This window comes from Rhizobium sp. Root491, assembly GCF_001427205.1.
GTDB lineage: Bacteria > Pseudomonadota > Alphaproteobacteria > Rhizobiales > Rhizobiaceae > Agrobacterium > Agrobacterium tumefaciens.
The window spans coordinates 645,215-669,570 of record NZ_LMFF01000017.1; the positions used below are offsets into that span (position 1 = coordinate 645,215).

A 24,356-nucleotide genomic window follows, 5' to 3' on the forward strand; every position below is an offset into this window, starting at 1 on the left:
CGGCCGCATTTTGGGAGATTTCGATGGCGAAACCTGAAGGACCCACACGAGGCCGCGTCGAAGATGCCCTCGCTGAATTCGATGCTATCGGCCAAGACGCCTTTCTGATGAAGTATGAAAAAGGGCATGCGCCGGATCGTTGGTTGCTCAGGGTCCGCGGTCGCTTCTACCCGATGAAAGCCGTTTGGGTCGCCTCACACCAACCACCCGCGGATCCGAGTGACGTCGACTACCGAAATGGGATTCGCGACCTTCGCGATCTTGGGTACCTCGATATAGTCGCAGTAGACGAGAAGGATCACCGTCCCCCACTTGCAACGCCGACTCGCAGTAGCGTGCTAGCCGCTATGCAGGAGTTTCGTCTGATCGGCACTGAGGCGTTTCTTCGTCGATACACAGAAGGGTATGCTCCGAAGAGCAGGTATGTGCGCTATCAAGGCGAGAACTACCCTTTGAAGGCCTTGTTCGCAGCTTCAAACGTACCGCCTATCAGGCATCGGCACTTTGGGTATAAGCATGCCGAGGCTGAAATGAAGTCGCTCGGCTTTGAAGTCGTTATTCTCCGTACCGCACCTGAGCCGGTCGATCCAAAAAAAGCCGATGATGGCGTCTCTGAAGGGTTGAGGATCGTACGGGAGCTGAACGTCATCAAGCGCAACCGAGCACTTGTCGAGAGAGCCAAAGCTGCGATGATGCCACTGGTATGTGAAGCCTGCGGCTTTGATTTTGAGAAACACTACGGGGCGCATGGTCGAGGCTTTATTGAAGCCCATCATGTGGAGCCCCTTTCCGAAAGAGGAGGTGTCGATAAGCCAACAACTCCAGCGGATTTCGCTATGTTGTGCGCAAATTGTCACCGCATGGTTCACTATGGTGGTGGCTGCCTGACCCTTGATGCGCTTAGAAGCCTAATTCGGGCTCACGCTGAGCAGTGGTAACGACATGTTAGCTCAGTCGCTCCTCAACACTGTGCCTCGAAAGTCTTTTTGCAAAGCCATCCATTCGAGCCCCTTTGCGCCAGTCAATCCGATCCGCTCACGCGCTTCCAGGTGTCAGCCTCCCTCGGCTTTGATAAACATCCGCAGACCGGCCTTTTCCCGCGCGCCGATGACTAGGCCGAGACTTGGAAAATCGAAATGATATCGGTCGCGCCAGCACCAATCCGGATGTTCGTTTCTCAAAATAGACAGGGCCGGGTTGAAACGGCGGAGAGGCCAGCCCGTTAGTTTGTGGAGCTCTGAGCTTTGCGCTTCGACATGTTGAAGCATCAATTGCGCAATTTGAACTGCATCCTGTCGCGTCCCGCCTCCATCCCAATTCATGAGCTGATGATCGAAGCTCTGGTAAAACTGTTGAGTTGGCCGAATCCGCCATGCGCCAATTAAAGTCTGCACGCTCAAGAATCCAAGAAATGCGAGTTCTTCCGCTTTCTCTCTGATTTCATCTTCCGAACACTCCGGAAGGCGGGCTTTCAAATCATCCATATCGAGGAAATGCTCGGCCAACCCGTCAGGGCAGCTATGACCAACGATGTGAATGATTTGTGCCGTGACACCGGAGAATTCTATGTGCTGAGGTAAAAGAAGTTCATCATGGCGATCTAAACGGTGGTCATGTTCGTTCGAACGCTCAGTGATGGCATTTTGCCAATCCCCTCGTTCTTGCTCTGACTTTGGCGGGTGCGTCGTTTGGTAGAGGCGTGCAAGCCCTCCAGTGATGGGCTCAAAACCAGCCACCGCTTCAATTATCGCCCGAATGCCCGCTCGTTTGGCGTGAACACTCGGCGCGACGATGACCTTTCTGGTTCGTCTTATGTCCTCAGTCATGCTGCAGTTCCTCGTATATGCAAGGGTTCAAGCCAGAGGAGGCCTGCTCACTTGGGTATATGCAGCGGATGTTTTCATCCAAGGGCATCACCAATCAGTTCACCACCCGCAGCCTCGATCGCATCTTTCACGAGGTTCTGCATCTCGCGAAGGAGGTCAGTCGATCGGTGGTCGAGCGCCGGTCCGGGCACGGGCGCGTTCTCCACATAGACAGACTGAATGGCACGCGCTCGGTCGAACGTCGAGCCGCGTCCAGAGAGGTGGAACGCCCCCGTCCAGCGGCCATAGCCCTTTTCGATCAGTCGTTCATGTGCCAAGGGTGCCAGGCGCTTGTAGACCTCGCGCTGAACCAGCGCGAGAGCGGCCTCGGCTTCCTCCTCTGAGGGCTGCTTTCCGTCCCACCGAAGTGGCGTATCAAGAAAACGCGTGAACCATTCAGACAGACGTGCCACAAGGTCGGCCACAGGCATTAGGGCGCCGTATTCGTAATTGTCGATGCGTAGCGCCACGCGGCGGTTGAGCGCTTTAACCTCGGCCCAGTGGGCGCGCCGGACACTTGGGGCTCCGCCTAGGCGCAGGATCGCGTCCCAACGGCTGTGGTACTCTGTCACGGCGCCTTGGATCGAAAACAGCAGTCGCGCCAGCTCGTAAACAGGCTTGACCTGTACAGAGGCGAGGTTGGCTTGGCCAACCGTTTCAAAATGAGACAGCAAGCGAAGCAATTCGGCCGCAGGAGCTGGATTTTTGTCCGTGATGGGTCGATCAAGGAATCCCAGCATGAAGCATCGTTCATCAATATCGCGACTGATCGCCCGGATGACCGGTGTGCCCACAACTTCGCGTAGGCTGGCCAAGGCTTGATTGACGGTGGCCATTACGTGAGCTCGTTGGTCGGCTGCTGTCGGAAGATTGGCCTGACGCTTGAGCAAGTCGAAGCTGGTAAAGGCAATCGCCAACTTGTCATGGTGACCACTTGCGGCGACTGCTCGAACAACCGAGGTCGGCCCGTCCAGCATCGGTGTCTTTGCTGTATCGACGAGCAGTATCACATCGACTTGGTCGAAACGGCTGGTGATGTGGGACGTCACGCCCATTGCCGTGTCCTTTGCGTGGCCCAAGCCTTCGCCGTCAAGTAGCACGAGCTTGCGCTCACCCTCTCCAAAACGCGGCGTAAAAGGCCCCCGGATACGGATGCCGTCGACCAGCGGCGTTAGTAGGGTTCCAAACGATGGCGCCCAGTTGCTGGATAGTCGACGGATAGTGCGAATGAACTCGTCGCGATCGTCAGACCTGTATACCCAGGATTCCGGCCACCCACCGGGACGGCGTGTAAGCCCAGCATTCAGGCGGTCGAAACGTTTGCGGGTCTCATCCATGATATCAGCGACCAACTCGTCGAAGTCCGGGTGAGTCTGTAAGCCTTCTTCGAAAAGGTCTTGGGCGGCATCGCGATCTTCCTTGATCAGCGACTCCAATTCGACGCCAAGGTCTTGCTTCGCCTTTGCCGCCAGCGTGCGGATACGCGCCACATAGCTTTTCAGTGTCGCCTGCATTTCGGCGATCTCATCGGCTGCTGGCATCTCTTCGCCCTCGTCTTCGAAGGCAGCCGGTTCATCATCGAAACCATCGTCGTCTTGGACGATTGATCCCGCTCCTTGTCCCCACGAGCCGAGTACATAGCTCAGACGGAAGCGCATATCGCGATGCTGTAGCAGCCGCTCAGCTACCTTTGCATCAGGCTCGTCATCCCAAAGGATTGCGCCGGCGTCGGCGACACATTCGTGAACGAGCGTCTGGACGGTCCATTCGTTAAAGAAGGTGGCTACACAGGCATAGCCTTCTTCAGGCGCTGTAATCACCTCAATGTCTGAGATTGTAGTACGCGATGCCGAGGTAGACGGGAACCGATCTCGCTCAGGATGGGAGCCTATCATCTGGCGCAGCAACGAGGTCTTCCCGACACCAGTCGGGCCGACCAGCAAGACGCGACAATAGCCATCGTCCTTGGTGGGCAGGCGGATCTTCTGTTCACGCACATCAAAGGACCGCGTCGTAGGCGTCGTCAAATCCTCGTAGAATGCTCGAACCACGATTTCGTTGAAGACTTCGCTTGCCGCGGCCTGACGGTCTGCTGAAAACCACCCATCATCGGCAAGGAGGGCGCTCAGTTGTTTACGCAACTCCTCTGCGCGGAGTTCGTCTGTTGTGCCGGAGCTGCGTCGCATCTTTCGCCCGGGCTTGCCTCGCTGATCGGTTTTCAGGGGGTGCCGAAACGTTAGCACCCAGGTTGCACCTTCTTTGGCTCGAACCTTGCCGGCCGTATATCGCGGTTCATTCATGTGAGTGTTCCCAATTGTTCCGAGGTGTTTCAATAATCAGCCACCGAAGTGCCGTCAACTCCTATTTGGAACACACCGGAACAATTAGGAAAAGTTTTGTGACCGCATTTGACGGTTAGATGTTATTGTTCCGACTTGACGCTTGGTCCATACACAGCGGTTCAAAGTTCGTTTCAGCCGACAAAGCTGGAGCACCGGAACCGTCCTAAGCGGTGGAGCCCCCGATAAGTGAAAATTGATGCGCTCATAAGCATGGTTAGCTAAATTGAAACAACGAAAACAATGCTCGCCAAGTTTTTTTAGTGAACCTATAACAAGGATGAGTTAACCCGATGTCGAGTGTTACATCTCAAAGATTTTTCAAGAGCTCTTGTGAGACGCCGTAAATAGCTAGCAGTTCAGCAGCGGGACCTCAAAGTCAAACGGAACTACTAAGACGATGAATGTTTCTTCCTCGATCCCACGCACGCCAGCGGAAGTCTTGCTGGATATTCTCAATTTCGAAAATCGAATAGCACTAGCAGTCAGCGTGGTTCCTGGTCAGACAACGTTGCCGTCACCAGCTCTTGTTCTGCCAACGGATGCGGACGCGAATAAGGCCGTGATGGATGTCCTTGACGAACTGACATCACTCGACGCTAAACATCTAAGTGGTAAGAAGTACAGCGACGCGCATTTGATAGGGCAGGTCTTTAAAAAAGACGTGAAAGAGAAAGATCTCGATTGGCATCTGAAGTACCATCTACGGGTAGCGCTGCAGGGGTTTCGCGAACTGACACAGGTCGTCAAAGGATCACAAAGCGCAATCTCCTACGAGTCGCTTAAAGCTCATTCGAGAGCGGTTTCGGACTATATCTTCGGGCTTCTGAGTGTCCTTCCACACCTTCAGCGTGACCAGTCAGGCTGGCGCTACTTCAGGGGCGGATCGAACCCGGGCATCAATTCATGGGAGGCGTATGTCATGGCGCGGGGGTTAGCGCAGCAGTCATCCGCGGCTGATGGGGTTAAATATGATCACAAAATGGCGCGGATCACTTCCATCTTTGTTCTACGCCAGGCTATGGAACTGAGGTTTGAGAGGCTGATTTCGGTCTATCCTTTTTCTCCCGATGGGAGCGCCCCGAAGTTCAAACACGGCTTCCATCAGGCGTTCATCGTTAAGAATGCCTCATTTTTTCAAACCTCGAATTTCAAAATCCAGGATCTGAAAAAGATCTACGACTGGTGCAGTGAAATCGTACACCAAGCCTATCAACCTCTGCCATGGCTGATAGATCTCGCATTCAAGCAATGCCAGCTTCTGCTCGGAGCACAATCTCCGGTGACCGGCCAAGCGTGGTCGATAAACGGAAAAGTTAGAATCGACGATGTTGTCGGCATGCAGACAGCGTTCGAGCGCCACTTTCTTGCGACGTATGGCCACGGCACATGGAAATTTGCGAGAGGGAAACCAGAAGCATTGACGCCAAGTTGGCGACAAGACATGGCTACAGTGAGTGAAAATTTCGTTGCAACAGTTGGGCGCCCGGTCGGGTGGAAACGTTTTGTTCTAGGGCTGGCTAGATGGCTTGAATCTCTAACTCGGTAAAGGAACACCTCCCTTTGAGTTGTCAGTGCACCGTCGTGTGGTGTGATGGCTGAGATGGCTAGAGGGAGCGAGCGTCTTAGCTCGGCACAAACCGTCGCTCCAGCGGAGGAAAAGGAGATCTTGTGGCCGTTGGTACCACGGTGCGCATCCACAAGGATAAGCTCTTCAAGGTCAGCAGGTGTGCCGGAGCTTTGGCATTGGCTCTAGTCGCCTTTTCGCAAAGGCTAACCGCATGGGATGGGACACCCAAAGTGCGCATATAAACTTCTCACTGCCATCACCTGCGCGAATCAGTCGAGCTCATCCCGGCCTCGTATCAATCTCCATACCAAAAATCTCATGTCGGCTGTCGGAGTTGACACCTGCCCGATAGGGGCGGCGATAGACCGCCACACCGAACAATAAGGTGTTGATCCATCGGTATCAGGTCCCGATCTTCCCGCTTTACGCGAAGGCACCGTGACAATGTTTGTACCGTTTTCCTGAACCGCACGGGCAGGGATCGATTCGACGAGGCTCCTCGGGTCTGGGATCCACGGCGTCGTCGGACAGCTCTTCGCGAAGGCTCTCCGAATATCGCATGAAAAAGGCCGGCACTTCGAATTGGGCAGGTGGCCCTTCGACCTTCAGCAATGCTATAATGCCACGCTGCTTTCTGAGTTCGGCGCGTCCTTGTTCAGAAAGGCCCGCCTCGTAGGGTGCCAGTCGGTCCATCTCGGCCTCGGCCTTAGGGATATCGCCACAATAAGCAAGAACGACCGCATAATGCGAGCGGACCGGGATTAGATAATTGACGAGCTGTAGTTCGTTGAGCGTCGGAAACAGATTCTCTTCGAACACGGCGCGGGCGTGAATGTATTCGCGTTGCGTCATAAAATCGTCGGCGAGATCCTGTCCAACGCGGATCAGCGATTCAGGTGCCGAGGCCAAGGTATAGAATTTCATTGCATGCACGGACGCAAGTGGTGACAAAAGGTCCTGTGCGCGAGCGATTTTCGCGTGCAGGTCTAAGCAGTCGGCGACGCGCTTGAAGTCTTCGTCGATGTCGTCCCTCAACCGGATCAGGGGATAAAGCTCTGGCGGATTACGCCCCGAAACCATTTCGGGCGTTATTTCGAAAAGATCGTAATATTCTTTAATGAGGTCCGACACTTCGGTTTCGGCTGTGCCGTACTCCTCGAGGAGATACATGGCGCATGCCGCGTTGTAGCGGAAAATTCGCTTGTGAACCGGGGTATCATGGAGCTCATTAGCAACCCGCTCCATCAGTAAACGAGCGCCAGCGCCATCCCCGCGCTTGGCTAAGAAATTCATTTCCTTCATTCCCACATCGAGCTTTTCGTCGACGCCAAGTTGATGGTCCTTGATGAACTGGTTCATCATCGCGATATGGCGCCCGGGGTCGCCGATATCGCGGCGCATCTCGTTAAAGACGATGCCATCTAACGCTGCGAATCTTGCTTTCGGGTCAGTTTGCTCGGAATAGGCCGCCTTGACCAGGTAAGGTTCAATGATTGGCCAGAAGCCCATTTCGTGAAACCATTCATCCGTGCCGAAGTCGACGAGCATTCTAATGTCGCCAACTTCCGCAAGAAGCCTGATATAGAGCACGAATTTTCGATACTCGCGCTCCGCGCTGATCGAATCGGAAAGGACGCCGAGGAGTACCTGCCGAGCCTGCAGCGCTTTCTGCTCCCCAAGTTCTGCCAGCTTTGCCATCCCTACGACGCGCGCTGCGTCGTGAACCTTTAGCCCGTCTCCACCAAAACCCTGGATCAATCCATTGGTCCGCAACCGCCTGAGGCTCAAACTGACTGTTTGTTTGCCTTCGCCGATTGCTTCGAGAGCAAATAGACCCATCTCCGCGCGGCTGAGTGGTATATCGCTGAGACTGAGAATGGCGAGCAGGGATTGTGTGTTTTCTGGAAGCTTGTCGATCACCCGTGTCAGGATTATCTCCTGGGCGGTCTCGACGGAATGTGTCAGCTCTTTGAGCTCATTGCAGAACTTCGCAAGATCGCCGGCGTGATCCATGACCGAGACCTGTATCGCGTTCTGCACATATAAGGGAAGGCCGCCGGTCAGGTCGAGCAGCATTTGACTTGATGTCACCGTCACGACACATCCCATGCCGGCGGCTTCTGCGGCGATGGTGTCCCTCGACCATCCTTTCAACGTTTCTTGCTCGATCTGCAAGACCGTGGCGAGTTCATGTGTGTGAGCGCCCGGTTGCGCGAGGAGCAAGAATTGAATGCCTCGTGCTGCCCGCACGAGATCCGCTACGTCTGACGGCACAGGGCTATGTGCATTGTCGATCACAACCGTGATTGGTTCGTCCGAGCCGTCCCATTCCCTGGCGATCGACTGGAGAATTTCCAGTCCCGATGCCCCCGGCAACAGAACTGCGCTCATTCCGTCTTCCGTTTGATAAAGCCTCGCAGCGAGCTCTCTCGCAAGGGCCGAAGCCAATCCGCCCCCGGGGATGTCGCGGACGTCGAAATACACGAAGGTTGCGAGGCTATGGACCGCCGCCTGCGCCGCCCACGACGTCTTGCCCGCACCCGAATAGCCCGTGACTAGCCTTGCCGGCTCGGAACTAAGCAACGATGGCTCGCCCTCCTGCGTCCGATAGTGGCTGGGCGGCGCAGGAAAATCCTGTAGCTGCTTGATTAGCTGTTCGAAGATGTTGGGAAGTTCATCGGCGGTGAACCGATGGTTTGCCCTTGGTGCTTGGCCGGAGGCCGCAAGGGTTATCAAACCAGCAAGCTTCCAGACCAGCGTCTCCGGTGCGAGCAACGCGAAGGGAACCTGCGCTGCAAGCGCCTTCGTGTATTCTGCCATCTCCAGGATGCTCGGCATTGGTGCCGCTAGGATACCTTGATGGGGCGACGGACCATTCGGCCATTCTATTGAGACATCCGATGGCCAGTCTGTGCCGCTCATCATCTCGAGAAGTTTCGGTCGCGGCGTTGCGCTGCTTGCGATGACGAAGCGGGCTGCGCCTGCGCGCTCGCCTGCTTCGTGCAAAGCGCGATATTGTGAGAAGCGTACCAAGGCTTCTTCGATATCCGGCAATCCCAGCACACCCTGCCGGAACTTTACCTGCACATAGGTCCGGCTATGCGAGAATAGAATCTCGAGGTCCTCGTCGCTTTCAACGAGAACTGACACGACACCATGTCGCTCGGCGTTGAGGAGAACGGCGGCGGTATAGAGATGCTGATATAGAAAGCCGCGATGAGTGGACTCGATCCGGGCAAGCTGATCCTTGTCGACAACATCCGGCTTCTTCAATTCTTCGTCGCCGTCCATTGGCGGACTCCCCGTTCCTATTGGCTACACGAAAACCGAGTAACGCAGATTAACTGCAAACAACAGGTCTCAGGAACGAGTTGACTTAAATGTCCGAGGGTGCCGATATGGTTTGGCCGATTTTGCTTCGAAGCGATTATTTCCCGAAACAAACCTGCATTTCTATGCGGCTCGATCCGACTGCAAAGCTGACGTTCGAGGCCAGTGGCGGAGAGCGGCCGATCGCCCTCTATTGCGCGGACGCGCCACGGCTCGTTGCTGGCAACTTCGAAGTTTCTCTTTTCGCTCGGCTGGCGGGCTGCAAGCCGCAGGATCGCTGGCTTGCGGAGGAACAGGCGAAGACATCCTGCTGCGGGGCAACAGCCAATGAGTCAAAGTGCTGCGGATAAGCAAACTCGTCGGCTTTTCATTGCCGATATTATGCCGAACTTGCCAGGCGATTTTACTTGAAATCTCGGGCCTTAGGGAACGGGCGCGGCATAAAATCCGGGATAAGTGCTTGATCTGCATATCGATACGCTGAAGGTGAAGGCGCGAATTTTCAGTAAGTTTCGGTCTGCTTTCGCCGGGCCCAACACGCAAATTACTGCGGCAAGGGAGATTATAGCAGGCCTAACGGCTCGATATCGTCATGAAAGACGTCGTCGTCCACGTTACTCAGGTTGCGGCTCGTGTCATGAGCGTGGAATTCTATTGTCGTAAGGTAACCTGCGAGCTTGCCAACTCTCTCGTTCGCAAAATCGGATGGCGTTGACACGCGACCTTCAACACCGAGGTCTGGAAGACCAACATCCAGAAACACCTGCCGGACAAAATCGGAACAGATGTAAGTTGTCGTCGCCGTGTCAACGATCCGTTCTCTGGCTACGCGCTTCACGTCACTCTCGAGTGTCCGAACGCTCGTCTTAATGGCCGAGCGATAGTTGTAACGTCCACTGTAGGTCGGTAGGTTTCGGGAGAGTTTACTCCGAATTAGTTGGTCCACGCCAAAAGGTCGGATTACCGCGACATAGCTGTAAGCACCAATAAAGCTTTCAAGCTTAGACCGCTTGATGCCTGATCCAACAGCTTCGTATACCTCACTTTCGCCCATGACTCCGACATGCGAGGCCGCTCCGCGAGTAAGTGTTTGTATGAGAAGGTCCTTTGGCCCCCGCTTCCAGCCGGTTCTGATCCCAATCAAAATATCTCCCACCTGAACGTCTCGACGCTTCATACCGTGATCTTCATCGTCATCTGGGTCGCCAAAGGGAATCGTTAGCATTTCCGCGGTGTATTGCTCCACCACGCGAGCCCCCGAAATACCCGATGTTCGAACAGGTTCCATTGCTGTTGGTCGCCCCCGTAGACGATAACCAGGTCGTTCAACGGGCGCCGGCGAAAGCAGCTTTGCAACTGCGTACACAAACGGCGCCATGCAAAGTACGACGAACTTACGGCCGAGGTCAGAAACAAAATTCATTGAAGCACCATCTCGAAAGAACGTGACCTGATGCACTGAATGCTCTGAAGGGTTGATTAATTTGAGCCTTCAATGGTTAGGTTCTATGGAGATTTTCTGTTCAATAATGTGTCGCTTAGAGTACCTAATCGAGAATTTGCCGATTTGGCTGCATTCTAAGAACGGGAGCCGTTAAGCCGCTTATCTCATTGCGATCCCATACTAGCCGCCCGCGTCAGAAGAGAAGACGTGGGCGGGCGAACAATTTCAGCAGGTTAGCTCTACTCTACTAGCAGGGTCGGCGGTTCGATTTGGTTCAAGGCGATGGTTCTCGATGGCGATACGCTTTAAGCAATCGACCTTCCATCGCAGGGAGCGCCTCGCGAAGCAATCAGACGCACGGCCCGTGATCACCACGGGCGAACTGCTAGCGCTCCTGCATTGCCTCAGACGCCACCTGCGCGACCGGTGACCAGAAATAGTCAATGATCCTACGGGTACCGGTTTTGATTTCGACTGAGACGGCCATGCCAGGTGAAAGCGGGCGCATCACCCCGTCAACGTTTATCTCTGTCGTATCGAGAGCAATCGTCGCGGGGTAAACAAGGTTTTGCAGCCGCTGCACATTGCCGCCCGGCACAACGCTCCTGAACTGCGGAGCGGCCTGTTCCTCCATCGCCTGAGCGTCGGGATTGGGTATGGCGTCTCGCGCCACTGTTTTCACCGTCCCCGTGAGAACGCCATAACGGGTGAATGGAAACGTTTCGACCTTGATGACGACCGCTTGGCCGGGCTTGACGAACCCCACATCCTGGTTTGCGAAAAACACCTCGATCTCCAGAGGCAGATTTGCCGGAATAATTCGCATGATTTCGGTTTCCGCCGACACGACCTGTCCGGTCGTCGTGATCGATGAGGCCTGGATGACGCCATCGGACGGAGCGTAGATCACGGTGGCAGCAAGTCGTTTTTCGGCCTTCACCAGTTCCTGCTGCGCTTCGTCCATCTGCCGGGCGAGATCTCCTGATTTCTGGATATTGTCGGCAACAAACGTCGACAGGACCTTGTTCTTCTCGCTTTCTGCGACGGCGAGGCTTGCGTGGGCTTCGACCAGCTGCCCCGCATAGGTCGACAAGGTCGCCTCTTCTTCCCGCAAAGCCTGGGTGGCATCGAGGACATCCGATTTCCTGCCGGCGGCGCGTTCGAGAAGGCCCGATCGCATCGAGACACGCTCTGTCAGCGTGGTGATCAGGTTGGCCTGCGCGCGCGACATGGATTCGAGCCGGTCTATCGATGCTGACTGCAATTGCGTCTGGGCGGCCAGATTTCTCATCGTCTCCTTGAGCTGAAGAAGGTTTGCCCTCAGGATTGCCGTTTCGCGCAAGCGAATGGTTTCCTGTGTATTCGCTGCAAAATCAGGGACTATATCGACGGTGATATCGGGACCTGTTCTCCAGTCGTGGTTTTGGACGGTGGCCAGTTCCGTCATCCGTCGCGCATGTTCAGCCTGCAAGGCCTCGATCGTCGTGCGCAAACGCGCGTCTTCCGCCTTGAGTTCGATGTCATCGAGTTTAACGAGAAGGTCGCCTGCCTTGACTTCCGTGCCGTTGGCAAAAGGAGCGGAAACCACACGCCCGGAGATCGTCGACTGAACGACCTTGACCCGGCCAGAGGGTTGAACTTTTCCCTGTGCTGTCGCAACCACGTCGATCCTGCCAATAAAGCTCCAGATCAGTGCCGAGGCCGCGACGATACAGACGAACCAGATAAGGGCATAGCGGATCGGGGAAGCGGGCTTTTCGATAATTTCGAGGGCGGCAGGAAGAAAGTCGCTGTAGTCAGCACTGACCCTTGTGTTCGTTGCCCCGGTCGGTACAGGTTGCGTTTTTCCTCTCATTGGCTCGATCCCATCTGCAAGTCCCATAGATGCTTGTAGAGGCCGCCATCGCGGGCCAGCAGATTTTCGTGGCTGCCTTCTTCAACGATCCTGCCGTCGGCCATGCCGATTATACGGTTACAGCTCCGGATGGTGGCAAGCCTGTGGGCGATGATCAAGACCGTCCGGCCTTGCACAATGTGACGCATGTTTGCGAGGATGAGTCTCTCACTCTCGTAGTCGAGCGCGCTGGTTGCCTCGTCAAGAATAAGGATGGGCGGATTGACGGACAGTGCCCTGGCGATTGCCAGCCGTTGCCGCTGACCGCCGGAAAGGTTTGCACCGCGCTCTTCGATGACGGTGTCGTAGCCCTTCGGCAGCTTGGCAACGAATTCGTCGGCGCCTGACAGTCGGGCGAGATTGATGACGGCCGCGCGCGACATGGCAGGATTGGCGATGCTGATGTTTTCGTGGATCGTGCGGTTGAACAGCATGTTTTCCTGAAGCACGACGCCGATATTGGAACGCAGCCAGGCTGGATTGACATGGGCGATGTCCTGTCCATCGACCATGACCTGACCGCTGGAAGGGAGATAAAACCGCTGAAGAAGTTTGGTCAGTGTCGACTTTCCCGACCCGGAGGGACCGACGATGCCGATCACTTCGCCCGGGCGTACGGACAGAGAAATGTTCCTTAGGATTTCCGGACCATCGCTGGAATACCGGAAGTTGACGCCCTTGAAAGCGATCGTGCCCTTCGGCGGCGGCAGGCTGACGGGGATCGACGGCTTGGGCTCCTCCGGTGCATTCAAGACGTCCGACAGTCGCTCAACAGAGACCTGTACCTGCTGAAAATCCTGCCATAGCTGCGACAGGCGCAAAACCGGCTGAAATACCTGACCAGCGATCATGTTAAAGGCGACAAGTCCGCCGACGGTCAGCTCGTTGTCAATGACGGCCTGTGCGCCAAAGAGGAGGAGGGCGGCCGAGGTGATCTTGTTGACATACTGGATGGCCGTTTGGCCCTTCGCTGCGAGCATGGTCGCTGCAAAGGACGACTGTACATAGGCTGCGAGGCGCTCCTCCCACTGGGCGGCAACGACAGGTTCGACGGCAGATGCTTTCAGTGTCTGCATGCCGATGACGGATTCGACGAGTAGCTGCTGACTGAGAGCGCCCCGGTCGAATTTTTCGTCGATGCGATGTTTGAGGGAAGGGCGGATCAGAAATCCAATCAGGACGAGAAAGGGGATAGAGGCGACGACGATCCAGGCGAGCACTGTGGAATAGGCAAACAACACCGCGATGAACACGAACGTGAAGATGAGGTCGAGAACAGAAAACAGCGCCTGCCCGGTCAGGAAATTGCGGATGGTTTCGAGTTCGCGCACACGCGCAACCGTCTGACCGGCTGCGCGGGTTTCGAAATAGTTGAGTGGAAGATTCAACAGGTGACGGACAAGCCGGCGCCCGAGCTCCACGTCGATCCGGTTGGTGGTATGGGTCAGCGCGTAGGTGCGCAGATACTGAAGCACGACGTCAAACAGCCCAATAGCGGCAAGCCCGATGATCAGGACCGTCAATGTCGAGTAGCTGCGGTGGGCCAGCACCTTGTCGACCACCACCTGAAAAAACAGCGGCGAGACAAGTGCGAAGAGCTGCAGGAAAAGCGAAGCGAGAAAGACATGGGCGAGGGCGCTTCGGTAACGCCACAGCGATGGGAGAAACCACGCGAACCCAAAGCGGCGCTGGAAGGCCGAAACGTCCGAAAATCCCCGCTGGAGCAGGATGAAGTTTCCCGACGTCAGCGACAGCAGTTCATCAACGGTCACCGTCCGGCTGATAAAGCTGACGGGATCGACCAGCCGGTAACTATTTTCTTCTGATTTGCCCGCAAAAACAGCAAACCCGCCGTCGGCCAAGACGGCGATGCATGGCGTCGGGATAACCTTTCCGCTGGAAAATCGTTCTTCGCGGATTGGCTTCGCCTTCAGGCCCACACGTTTGGCAGCCCGCAAAACATCCTCGCGTGTCGCCCCTTTAGTGAGTGCCAGTTCCCGTGACAGGTCCGCCGGATTGCAGGAAATCCTAAAGAATGCTGCGACGGCGGCGAGCGACGCCAGTCCGGCATCGGCATTCGTCGTGGAGGAGGGGGTCAGTAATCCTGTATCCATATCTCAGATCGGTTGGTAAGCGGATTTGCAGGTGCCTGCAAATCCGCGTGAGGTAAAAATGGAAAGGTTTATCAGGCCGGCGAGGACGGCTGGTATGCCAGCCTGACGTCGCCGACGAGACGGGTTTGACCATCGACCTTTTCGAGGAAGCTGGTTCCCGTTATGGCTGAGCCATCAGCGAAGCTCTGCGCCCCATCAGCGGTCGGGATCAGATTGATGTATTTGATGCCGAGCTGATCAAGGGTCGAAAGCTCGCCAGCCTCGCTAATTCCGTTCTGATTGATGTCTTGCCAGACGCGGAACTCGCTCCAGCGAGCATCCTCGGCACTGAGCAAACCGTCATGGTTCGTATCGAAGACGAGCCGTACGGCCTCCAGATCAGAATCCGTGGAACCTTGTTCTTCCGTCGGCCAGAGGGTGAAGGCGAGTTCTTTTGCCTGATTGATCACGCCATCGGGACCAGCGGCCCCATCCGCTGCAAGGTCGATAGCGAGGAAACCATCCTGTGGGCCGGCCCAGGCAGTTACATCAGCCAGGCCGTCTCCATTCCAATCGAACTGTGGCGAATCCGCATGAAGTTCCCCGTTGTTGAGGTCGATTGGCCTCAAATCGATATGGCCATCGTTATCAAGATCCAACATCACTGGACTGTGATTGTCTTCGCCACCGCCTTGATCGATGAGATTTCCGTATCGGTCGTAGTGAAACCAACGAGTTGAATAACCCGCGCCTGCATCCTGAAATATTTTGTAAGTACCGTCGTCATAATCTTCTCGGAATCTTGTTGATCCCATCCTCCATCCACCGTACACGGTCTTTGAGTACCAATTGTACCTGTTGTTGACGTCGAATTCGGTCTTGTCTTGATTTCCGTCGTCAATAAAGTCCAATTGCTGAGTAATTCGTCCCGCGCCGTCAAAACTTTGCTCGATCCGGCTCCAATACTGATTTCCCAACACATCATAGATAGTGGTCGTTCTGGTTCCGTTGTCATGAACCAAAGTGAATACAGTCCGCCGGCCTGCCGCATCCCAGGTTTGCTCATGTCGCCACCAGGGTTGAGAGTTGGTGACGTCAAAATCGATCGCGAACGAACTGCCATCGTCGTTTTGCTGATTGGCGTAATAATGTCGCCCCGCATTGTCAAAAACATTGGTGTATCGCTGCCAAGGCTGAGCGTTCAGCGGGTCGTATGTGTACTCCCACCGGTAGCCATTATCACCATACTCCACCTGGAACTGAAGGCGTCCCGCAGCATCGAACGACTGTCCAATTCTTGACCAGGATTGCGAATTTACAGCGTCTATTGTCGTGACATAAGTTGAACCATCGTCATTCAGTTGATGCGCATAGTAGTGACGCCCGGCACTGTCGAACTCGTTTATGTAGCGCGACCAAGCCTGTGCGTTCGCGACATCGAATGTGTATTCGGTCTTCGTCCCATTATCATAGAGATTAATCTGAGTTAGCGTTCTGCCCTGTGCATCAAACGTGCGATGGACCTCACGCCAGACCTCGGTGTTGCCCGTATCGAAATCGGTCAAGCCCGTCCTGATGCCAGATGCATTGAAGTACTGAGCCTTGATCTGAGCACCGGTCTCGACAACGAAGGAGATCGTAACGGAGGTACCGTCGTCCATAAATTGCTTTTCAAGTGTCTTGCGCTCTTCCGCGTCATAGGTCTGCTCGACACGCGACCATGCTTCGGCATTGGCCCGATCATAAAGAGTGGCACTCTTCAGGAAGTTGAAGCTGTCGAGAACTTCACTGCTTTTGACAAGGCCGGAGTCAGCGACATAGGTCACTCTAGTCGAAGTACCGTCGGCAAGTTTGGTCTGCTCGGCAATCTTCCTGCCGGATCCGTCCCACGCGATGCTCGTCAGAATACTTCCGAAAGCGTCAACGTTGGTCGTACGGGTTTCCGTGTCGACGCCAGCTGCGTTTTTGGTGACCGCCGTCTGGACAACAGCACCGCTCGTCATCCTGATCGAGGTTTCGATGTAGTCGACCACACCATCGTTGTCGCTGTCTTTTTCAAGGACGGTCGCAGAGCCGTCGTGGCTCGTGCGGAACGAGCCATTGGCCTTGACCGTACCGTCCGCCTTGGTCTCGGTAATCGCGGTTTTGACGCTGCCATCGATCAACGTCGAGGTTTTCATGACAGTTTCAAAATAACCGTCGCCGTCCTGATCGAGCCTGGTGGTTTTGGTCATCTGGCTGGCGTCGACGGTCGTTTCCGTCGTCGCCGCTATAGCATTATTCCAGTAGATTTCACCAAAACGCATATAGGCGGATTTGCGGGCAGCTGCTGTGTTGGTGACTTTCGTCACCCGTGCGCCGGAGGCGAGCGATGTCTCCTCGACAGTTTGATCGATCGATCCGTTTCCATCGATGTCTGTTTCCTCGAAGAAGCGGCGGCCATCAGCACTTGTGGTGCTTTTGCTGGTCGAGCGTGTCTTGCCGTTCGCCAGTTCCAGCTCGGTTGTCGTTACCTCCTTGCTGCCGTCAGCATAAAGGTAGCTTTTCAGGGTCTTTCTGGTGTCGAAGACGCCGTCACCGTTCTTGTCGATCTCTATGATCCGGGCAAGGCGGTCGGCGGAAACGGTATCGACGCTCTTGCTCGAAACCGTCCCCGGCGTACGGAAGTTGGTTATGGTCGTGATCTCGCGACCATCGATCATCCCCTGTGTCTCTTCGATCTGGTCGACTGTGCCATCGCCGTTTTGATCACGCTTGGTGACGAGTAGACGCTTGTCGAACGATGTCTCCGCCGTGATAGTCTCGATGATCGCATTGCTGCCATCACGAACGGTCGCCGTTTCAACCTGGGAGCCGTCGGCTCTTTCTCGCAATGACCGGACTGTTATTCTCGTCGCCGCGGGTACGAGGGTCGATTGGCTGCTCGTCGTTGTCGTCAAACCATCCGCGCTTGTGGTCACGCTCACGAGGGAAAGAAGTGCGTCACTCACGCCCGTGGTACGGGACGTCTCCACGATCGTGCCATCAGCGTTAAAGCTTTTGTTCGTGACCATCTTTTCGTCGACGGAGCCGTTTCCATCGGCGTCGACCTGCACGGTCTTCCCCATGCCATTGGCAGAGACTGTCGTCTCTGTGCGTCTAACGGTTGCCGCTGCGGCCTGCCATGTTTCAACTGCGGTTCGCGAGCCATCGGCATGCAGACTTTGGGTCATGTTCCGGCTGGCCGTCCAACCCGAACCACCGGCGTCATTCCAGGACGTGGTTTGTGTAAGACCGTTCCCGCTTTCGGAATGCTCTTCCTTGCCCTTCGTGACCCAGCTGCCGTTCACATTGGCCTGGTAGTCGGTCGTCGTCGTGGCACCGCCGTCCGGGTTCAGCGATTTCGTTTTGATAATGCGGGCGTCGGAACCGCCATCGCCGTTCGTGTCGAACGTTGACGTCTCGATAAGTTTGTTACCGCTCGTCTCAACCGTCTTGCTGCGATCAGCCGTTATGCCGTCCGGTCGCATCTCAATAAAAGTCTGCCGCGATACGCCGTTGTCGAGCAGTTCCTGGTTGAGGGAGTGATCGATCTTGCCGTCACCATCGACGTCCACGGATGTCACGATCGATTGTTTGTCACCCGATGTCAGAACAACGGTCTTGCTTTCAAGCGAAAGATCGCTCTTACGGATCTCGGTCGTTTGTCTGGTCGAGCCGTTTTGCAGAATCTCGGTGGTTTCGTTGACACTCCGCAGCGTGGTGGCGTTTCCGTTAGTGTAAACGGTGCTTTTCGAAAGCCCATTGGCGGTTTCCGTCACCGTCGCGCGTTCCAGCAGCGTCGAACTGCCCTGGTAGCGGGATGTTTGTGTTGTCTTGACGCCGTAAACGTCAATCGTCGTGTTGGATGTCCTCGTCTCATCGACGATACCGTCTCCATCACTGTCGATGACCTGCGTCGAAGACAGTCCGCCGCGCGGCGTTGTCGTTGCGGTTCGGGAAAGGAGCTCGCCATTCTGACTGAGTTCTTTCACCTCAAGGGACGTATTGCCGGAAGCGGCAATCGTCTGCTCGGTGCGATAGTCCGTTATGCCGTCCCCATCGACATCCTCCAGCTGGACGATGGACATGCCGTCAGAACTGGTGGTTTTGCTGGTCGAGGAAACGAGAGTGCTGTTTCCGGAGCGCTTTGCGACGGTCTCGACCACTGCCCCATTGCTGAGGAGAGATTTTGTGGTTGTGGTGATATCATCGACCGCGCCGTTGCCGTCAAAGTCCTGCTCAATGGTTGAGATCAGGCCGTTTGCCGAGGTCCTGACGGTCGAGCGGGATCCAATGCTGGTTCCAGACAGCTTCGTTTCGATGATTCGAACCGTGCCATCATCTTCGACTGCGGTATTCTTGTTAGTGGTTTCGTCAACGACCCAGTCACCGTTGAGGTCCGACTGGCTGGATTCGTTCATCCCGTTGCCGGATACCCATTTCACGTCCTGGCGAATAACGGAGCCGTCGTTTGCCGATGTCGTGTGCGAGGTATAGGAACTGCCGTCGGCTGGAAGGTCGGTATACTGGTTATGAACGCGGTCGATGATACCGTCGCCGTCGAGATCGACTGTCTGGTAGATGTTGAGCTTGTTGGCCGACGTGACGGTCGTGGTTCGCGAAAGAAGGACGCCGGTATTTGTAAGAGAGCGGTTTTCGACGAATTCACCGCCATCAGCTCCGATCGTGCTGCCGATCTCGATATTGATGTTGCCGTCACCGTCACTGTCAGTCCGAACGAGCTTTCCACGTTTGTCTGCGGTAACCCAATTTTCCTCTTTCGAGATGAGTGTTCCGTCGCCACTTCTGTTTTCGGTGATAAGCGTTTCGCTGCCATCGGCATTGTGCGTCTTGTTCGCGCTGATCAATTGGTCGAAACTGCCGTTTCCATCAACGTCCGCGGATTTTGACGTAGAGAGGCCCGTGGCATTGCTGTATTCGACGATACGATTGAAAAGCGTGCTATTTGCGGAGCGTTTTTCGAGCGTTCTTGTCGAGCTGCCATCCGCTTGCCTTACGAGGTTGCTCAATGTGATTTCGTCAAATTGTCCGCGACCGTAACGGTCAAGTTTCGACGTCGAGACCAACCCGTCGGCACTGGTCTCCTTGATGGTCTCCGAAGCTACGGAGCCATCAGCAGAAAGTATCCTGTTTGTTTCAGTGATCGTACCGTCAGCGGTTCTCGCCACCGTAATGAGCTGATCTGTGTGACCATCTCCATTGGAGTCGACGGTATTGCTGCCAGTAAGACCGTCAGCATGCCTCTGTTCCGTAGTTTGCGACAGAAGGTGACCCACTGCGCTGTACCCAGTAACCGTGGTCGTCTTCGTACCATCGGAAGATATTGACGTAATATCGGTCACCGAGCGTTCAAATGTGCCGTCACCATTGGCGTCTTCCCGAATACTACGGGATAATCCATCTGCAGAAGCGGTCGTCTCGATATCCGCAAATTTCGCACCATCACGCGAGAACGATGTTTCGCGAACGGTAGTATCGCCCGCCTGATTGCGAGAAACGGCACTGGTAAATGTATTGTCCCATATAGCGTCACCGTCGAGGTCCACAAACCGCGTTTGCGCCAGATTGTCGGCGGAGATCGCGACCTCTTCCTTTCGCAACAACGACCAGTCTGCGCCCCAGGTCAGATCGCGCTCGAAACGGCCCCCATCTGCATACCGGATTGTCTGATGTTCGGTTATTCGCTCGTTCTGGCCATTGCCGTTTGCATCAATATAAGACGTGCGGCTCAACCGGTCAGCGCTGAGAGCGCTGGATGTCTGGCTGATCACATTGCCGTTCTGAGCGAGTTGGGCAATCGTCGTCGTCAGGCTGTTGTCGCTGCCGATGACGCGTGTTTCCCGTTCGGTGGTATAGCCGCCACCGAGTTCGTCACGGCTGATGATCGTGGTCTTGCCATCTGCGCTGATGTCCGACGTTTTTGACCAAAGCAGGGTTCCTCCGCCGCTTCGCATTGTTTCAACGCGGGTGCGCGCACCAACCTGGCCGATGGCTGTCACGTCGGTCAGGACGCGATCAACGACGCTATCCCCATTGTCATCGAACCGCATCGTTACATCAAGGCCGTTGGCACTTGTGGTTCTCGTCGTTTCCGAAGCGAGCCGCCCATCCTTGTCATGCGCCTTCGTGATGATAGTGACATTGCCCGACGCGTCAATGGTCTTCGTCTCGGAGACCACAAAACCGTTGTCGTCGTGCTTCAGTGTCGCGGTCGCCGCGGTTCCCGTCTGACCATTTGTCCGGGTGAAGGTCGTCTGCCCGTCAATTGAGGAACCACCATCAAAATCGATCCTGGTTTCGTCGATCGAAAGATCGATGGATTCGATACCCAGCTCCGCAAGGCTCTTTTGTGTAACAGTGCCATCGGCGTTGGTCAGCATGATCTTGAACTGCGACCATTGCGCGTCACCGGCATCGAGCTTGCCATTCTGGTTTGTATCGAAAACCTGGCGAAGCGCCTGCATGTCTGAACCGGCCGACGGGCTCCACTCTGTGAAGACGATCTCCTTACGAGACGAAATGGTTCCGTCATTGTCGGCATCGATCATCAAAACGCCATCGCCGCCGCCCACCCATGATGTTCGGCGCTTGTAACCATCGCCGCCGATATCGAGGAAGATATCCGAGTTGGTTTGATCGTTCAGATCAAGGCGGCCGTCTCCGTTCAGGTCGAGGAGAACCGGCTTGCCCGAGCTACCGGAAGAGCCTGATTTGCCTTCGGATTTCGATTTGCCGGACTGGCTTTCGGCACCTCCGCCCTTGCCGGAAGCACCCAGCCTATCCCTATTTTGCTGAGTGTGCTTCTCCAACGCGCGGTATGCCTGGTCCGAATATATCGAGACGTTTGCTTGCGCGGCATACGCCTCTAGGAAACCGTATCCAGCTGCAAAAGCTCTGTCAGCGATGTGTTCTGGAGAGCCAACTTTTTCACCATATCTGGCAGGCCCGAGCGATTCATTGAAACGGGCTTCATGTGCTGAGCCAATTCCTGCTGTTGGCGCATATTGGCGCGCACTGTATCCCAGATATGCCGCTAGATCTGGACTATAATATTTACCGGCTTTTTCTTGATAGGCGACTTCGAAAACAGACTGCGTTTTAAATGCATTGCCGTACGTCGCCTGTGCAGCCAAAGCACTAGTTAGGCCCCAGCCGATTGCCGTGCCCGCGTAGCCCTTAGCGCCGCCCATCGCATCGTAGTAGTTGTTAAGCGCATTGCTGCTGATCGACGTGTCGCCATAACCTCTTACATTGTAAGCGACAGCAAAAAGACCAAAGTCATCGACGCCCATTCCGTTATGGGCAATATCATCTGAGATGTTGTGTACCCGGATACCGCCTGCGACATATGTGTGAAGGCCTTCGACTTCAAAATTGTAGGTTTGCCAGGAATTTGTCTCAATTGGTTCAAGCGCAGTGTTGCCAGCGGCCAGGCTCATGATCGCTGCTCGCTCAAACAAATGGGCTGTTTCGGCGGAATAGACAATCTTTTTGGCGACCACATCAACAAGTTCGCCAGATGCCAGAACGACCGTAGCTTTTCCTGCTTCGATCATTTCCTCGATTTGGGGAAATGCTCCGAATTGATCAAGAAAATGATGCCCTGGAGTTACCACCAACTCTTTTGGGCCGGAACGACCCGACCAACTTAGCCGATACCACTCCTGCGTTGCGTTTCGGAAAACGCGCGTCACTCTTCGTGGAACCAGGTCACCTCTACCACCGTTCAATGATGGGTCGAAAGCTAAGACGCTATCCCCAACTCGCACATTGGAGATTTCCGTCTCACTGCCATCTGACAGGGAAACCAGAACATTTCCAGGAAAGCATTTTGCAGTTCTTGTGTAAGTATCGTTTCCATGCACAAGAACGCCCATCTCAGCTTGGGCTTGGGCATTCATCCAGGTATGTTGTGTGTTCACCTTGATGTATTGGTTCGGCGCCACTTCTTTATAAGTTGTTACTTCGATGACGCGCCCGAAGGGGCCAACCGCGGTCGTCGGCACACTTCTCATAACAGTATCGGGCCCAACGCGAAAATATGAAGTGCCATTGATGGATATAGGTTGACCGACGCGGCCCCAGTCGAAGGACACGCTGCCGCCGAAAACCGGACTACCAATTTCAAAACCCACGCTACCTTTGTAGCTCTTTCGGTCTGCCTCCATAGCGGCCAAAAAACCAGTGGGCGCTGACAGGGTCGTTTTCCCCGTGACAGGATCATATTTTACACCGTACCCACCCCTCTCTGCCTGGATCTCCGCGTTGAATTCAGGCCGTGCATACCATCCGCCTTGGTCCTTGCCGATACCAAATTGATATGGGCCAACTGATCCCGAGATAGTGAAGCCGGCCCAGTTGTTCATTGGGGTAGGGTCGATCATGTTGGCATTTGTTATCGAAACGGTTTGGCGGTCAGTCATCTTGTAGTTCCTTCCGGACACAGACTTCGAAATCGGGGGTTTCAACGGAAGACAGGCACTTCTCTCTAATCTGAAATGCTTTTAGTTGCGCTTCATCTATCGACTTCTCGGAAATCGCGTTATAGTAGAGGGGGTTCGCCTTAACGAACAACGTCAGAGAAAAATGGAATCCAAAAAGCCTTACAAAAGATTCTAAGAGGCATTCTCGTGTATCGCCACCCATGCTTGGGTCAATCAAAATTGAGGCTTCATAATAAATGTCCTTGGAATTATTTTCATTTATCGCGCCGACGTAGCAATAGTCGTAATGACTATTTACAACACCAAAGTTAGATCCAAAACCTGTGATTTTACCAGATTTTGCCTCTTTCAAAACGTCTTTTCCGATGAGTATTGCAATATTATTTCTATTTGGATCCTGCGTAAAATTAAAAAACTCTGCATAGAATTTGTACCAGTGGGATATATATTCAAATAATGATTCACTGCCACTTCCCGCTCTAATGTTAATAAAAGTATGGGACCTGTAGTCGAAAGATCCTTTTTTGGCCGCGCGCAGAATGTATGACTCGAGGACTGCATTGGTTGAGGCTATATTGTCGGGGCCCGATGCGTAGGCGCGGTTGCTTATTAGGCAGCAGCAAACGCCAGCGACGAACCAAGTAAAAAAAATCTTTGCCGAAACCGAGAGGCTGCAAAAGCGCAACCGCTTATACCAACGCATACGTGCCCCCGATGAATTTCGCCCCTGCGGATCTCATCAATCGGTCGGTGGCCTCTATGCGCGTGCCGGTCGTCACGTGTATAAATGAATGGCTGGCATTCAGAGAGGCTGCCCACTTTTTAATAGCCGCGACCAGAGCGAGGAACACCTTGGCGCGACGTACGGGTGGCAATGACAAATCCACCGCGATGACCTGGACGGTCACGAACATCGGCCCATCGCTTAACATGTAGCTGTCGGCAATTGCCCAAGTAACACCGACAGGCTTCCCGTCCAGCGTAACAACGGGGCACACCATGCGTGGCGGTCGGGACAGAATGAGATTGAAGTGTTCGTTAAGCTTCCAGTCAGAAAATTCCTGGTCACGAAACACCGTCGAAGCGTGGTGTTGCTTCATGATTTCACGAACTGCGGGTGTGTCGTCCTTTTCAAGAAGGCGAACCTTGATGCTCTTTTTTTCCGAATTCGTGCGATTACTGTTTTCAGCCAAACTATGATCGCGGAGGGTCATACGGAGCGGCCTTCATTTGATTGTGGCGCGTCCGATATTGCGACAAACCTGCTGGATAGCCGACACTCTCGACCGATAGGTCCACAAAAACGCACCCACCGCGCACGATCATCCCCGCTGC

General features: G+C 54.8%; 12 protein-coding genes. 3 read left to right on the forward strand and 9 right to left on the reverse strand.

From position 1 onward, the window contains the following. Nucleotides 1-23 precede the first annotated feature (23 nt). Nucleotides 24-938 (forward strand): HNH endonuclease, encoded by a 915-nt coding sequence (locus tag ASD46_RS23020; protein WP_060642772.1) that lies wholly within the window; start codon nt 24-26, stop codon nt 936-938. A 114-nt stretch (nt 939-1,052) separates the two neighbouring features. Here ASD46_RS23020 and ASD46_RS23025 read toward each other — a convergent pair whose 3' ends face one another. After that, complete coding sequence (locus ASD46_RS23025; protein WP_060642773.1) at nt 1,053-1,826, reverse strand: hypothetical protein; 774 nt, start codon at nt 1,824-1,826, stop codon at nt 1,053-1,055. 74 nt (nt 1,827-1,900) lie between these two features. Continuing rightward, nucleotides 1,901-4,165, reverse strand: a complete 2,265-nt coding sequence (locus ASD46_RS23030; RefSeq protein ID WP_060642774.1) for a hypothetical protein — start codon at nt 4,163-4,165, stop codon at nt 1,901-1,903. Nucleotides 4,166-4,604: 439 nt separating this feature from the next. On the opposite strand from ASD46_RS23030, the gene ASD46_RS23035 reads away from it, so the two are divergent. Further along, the gene (locus tag ASD46_RS23035) at nt 4,605-5,753 is read left to right on the forward strand and encodes a hypothetical protein (RefSeq protein WP_060642775.1); all 1,149 of its coding nucleotides are present in this window, start codon (nt 4,605-4,607) and stop codon (nt 5,751-5,753) included. 444 nt (nt 5,754-6,197) lie between these two features. Here the strand turns inward: ASD46_RS23035 and ASD46_RS23040 are convergent, their stop codons facing one another. Continuing rightward, nucleotides 6,198-9,065: an SEC-C metal-binding domain-containing protein gene (locus ASD46_RS23040; RefSeq protein ID WP_060642776.1), complete on the reverse strand. Its 2,868-nt coding sequence runs from the start codon at nt 9,063-9,065 to the stop codon at nt 6,198-6,200. Between the two features lie 89 nt (nt 9,066-9,154). Here ASD46_RS23040 and ASD46_RS23045 point away from each other — a divergent pair, with 89 nt between their 5' ends. Continuing rightward, nucleotides 9,155-9,454 (forward strand): hypothetical protein, encoded by a 300-nt coding sequence (locus ASD46_RS23045; protein WP_060642777.1) that lies wholly within the window; start codon nt 9,155-9,157, stop codon nt 9,452-9,454. A 212-nt stretch (nt 9,455-9,666) separates the two neighbouring features. Here ASD46_RS23045 and ASD46_RS23050 read toward each other — a convergent pair whose 3' ends face one another. The 6 genes from ASD46_RS23050 to ASD46_RS23075 all read right to left on the reverse strand — a co-directional run bounded on the left by ASD46_RS23050 (nt 9,667) and on the right by ASD46_RS23075 (nt 24,235). Then, a complete protein-coding gene (locus ASD46_RS23050; protein ID WP_162248398.1) occupies nt 9,667-10,563 on the reverse strand; it encodes a hypothetical protein in 897 nt (298 codons plus the stop codon). 370 nt (nt 10,564-10,933) lie between these two features. Continuing rightward, nucleotides 10,934-12,403, reverse strand: a complete 1,470-nt coding sequence (locus tag ASD46_RS23055) for an HlyD family type I secretion periplasmic adaptor subunit (protein WP_060642779.1) — start codon at nt 12,401-12,403, stop codon at nt 10,934-10,936. Then, nucleotides 12,400-14,556 (reverse strand): type I secretion system permease/ATPase, encoded by a 2,157-nt coding sequence (locus ASD46_RS23060; protein ID WP_060642780.1) that lies wholly within the window; start codon nt 14,554-14,556, stop codon nt 12,400-12,402. Before ASD46_RS23060 ends, ASD46_RS23055 begins: the two co-directional genes overlap by 4 nt. Before the next feature lie 71 nt (nt 14,557-14,627). Further along, nucleotides 14,628-23,000: a Hint domain-containing protein gene (locus ASD46_RS23065; protein ID WP_156390095.1), complete on the reverse strand. Its 8,373-nt coding sequence runs from the start codon at nt 22,998-23,000 to the stop codon at nt 14,628-14,630. Further along, complete coding sequence (locus ASD46_RS23070) at nt 22,993-23,724, reverse strand: hypothetical protein (protein ID WP_060642782.1); 732 nt, start codon at nt 23,722-23,724, stop codon at nt 22,993-22,995. The genes ASD46_RS23065 and ASD46_RS23070 overlap by 8 nt, the downstream gene beginning before the upstream one ends. Further along, a complete protein-coding gene (locus tag ASD46_RS23075) occupies nt 23,711-24,235 on the reverse strand; it encodes a hypothetical protein (protein WP_060642783.1) in 525 nt (174 codons plus the stop codon). Before ASD46_RS23075 ends, ASD46_RS23070 begins: the two co-directional genes overlap by 14 nt. Nucleotides 24,236-24,356: the final 121 nt, after the last annotated feature.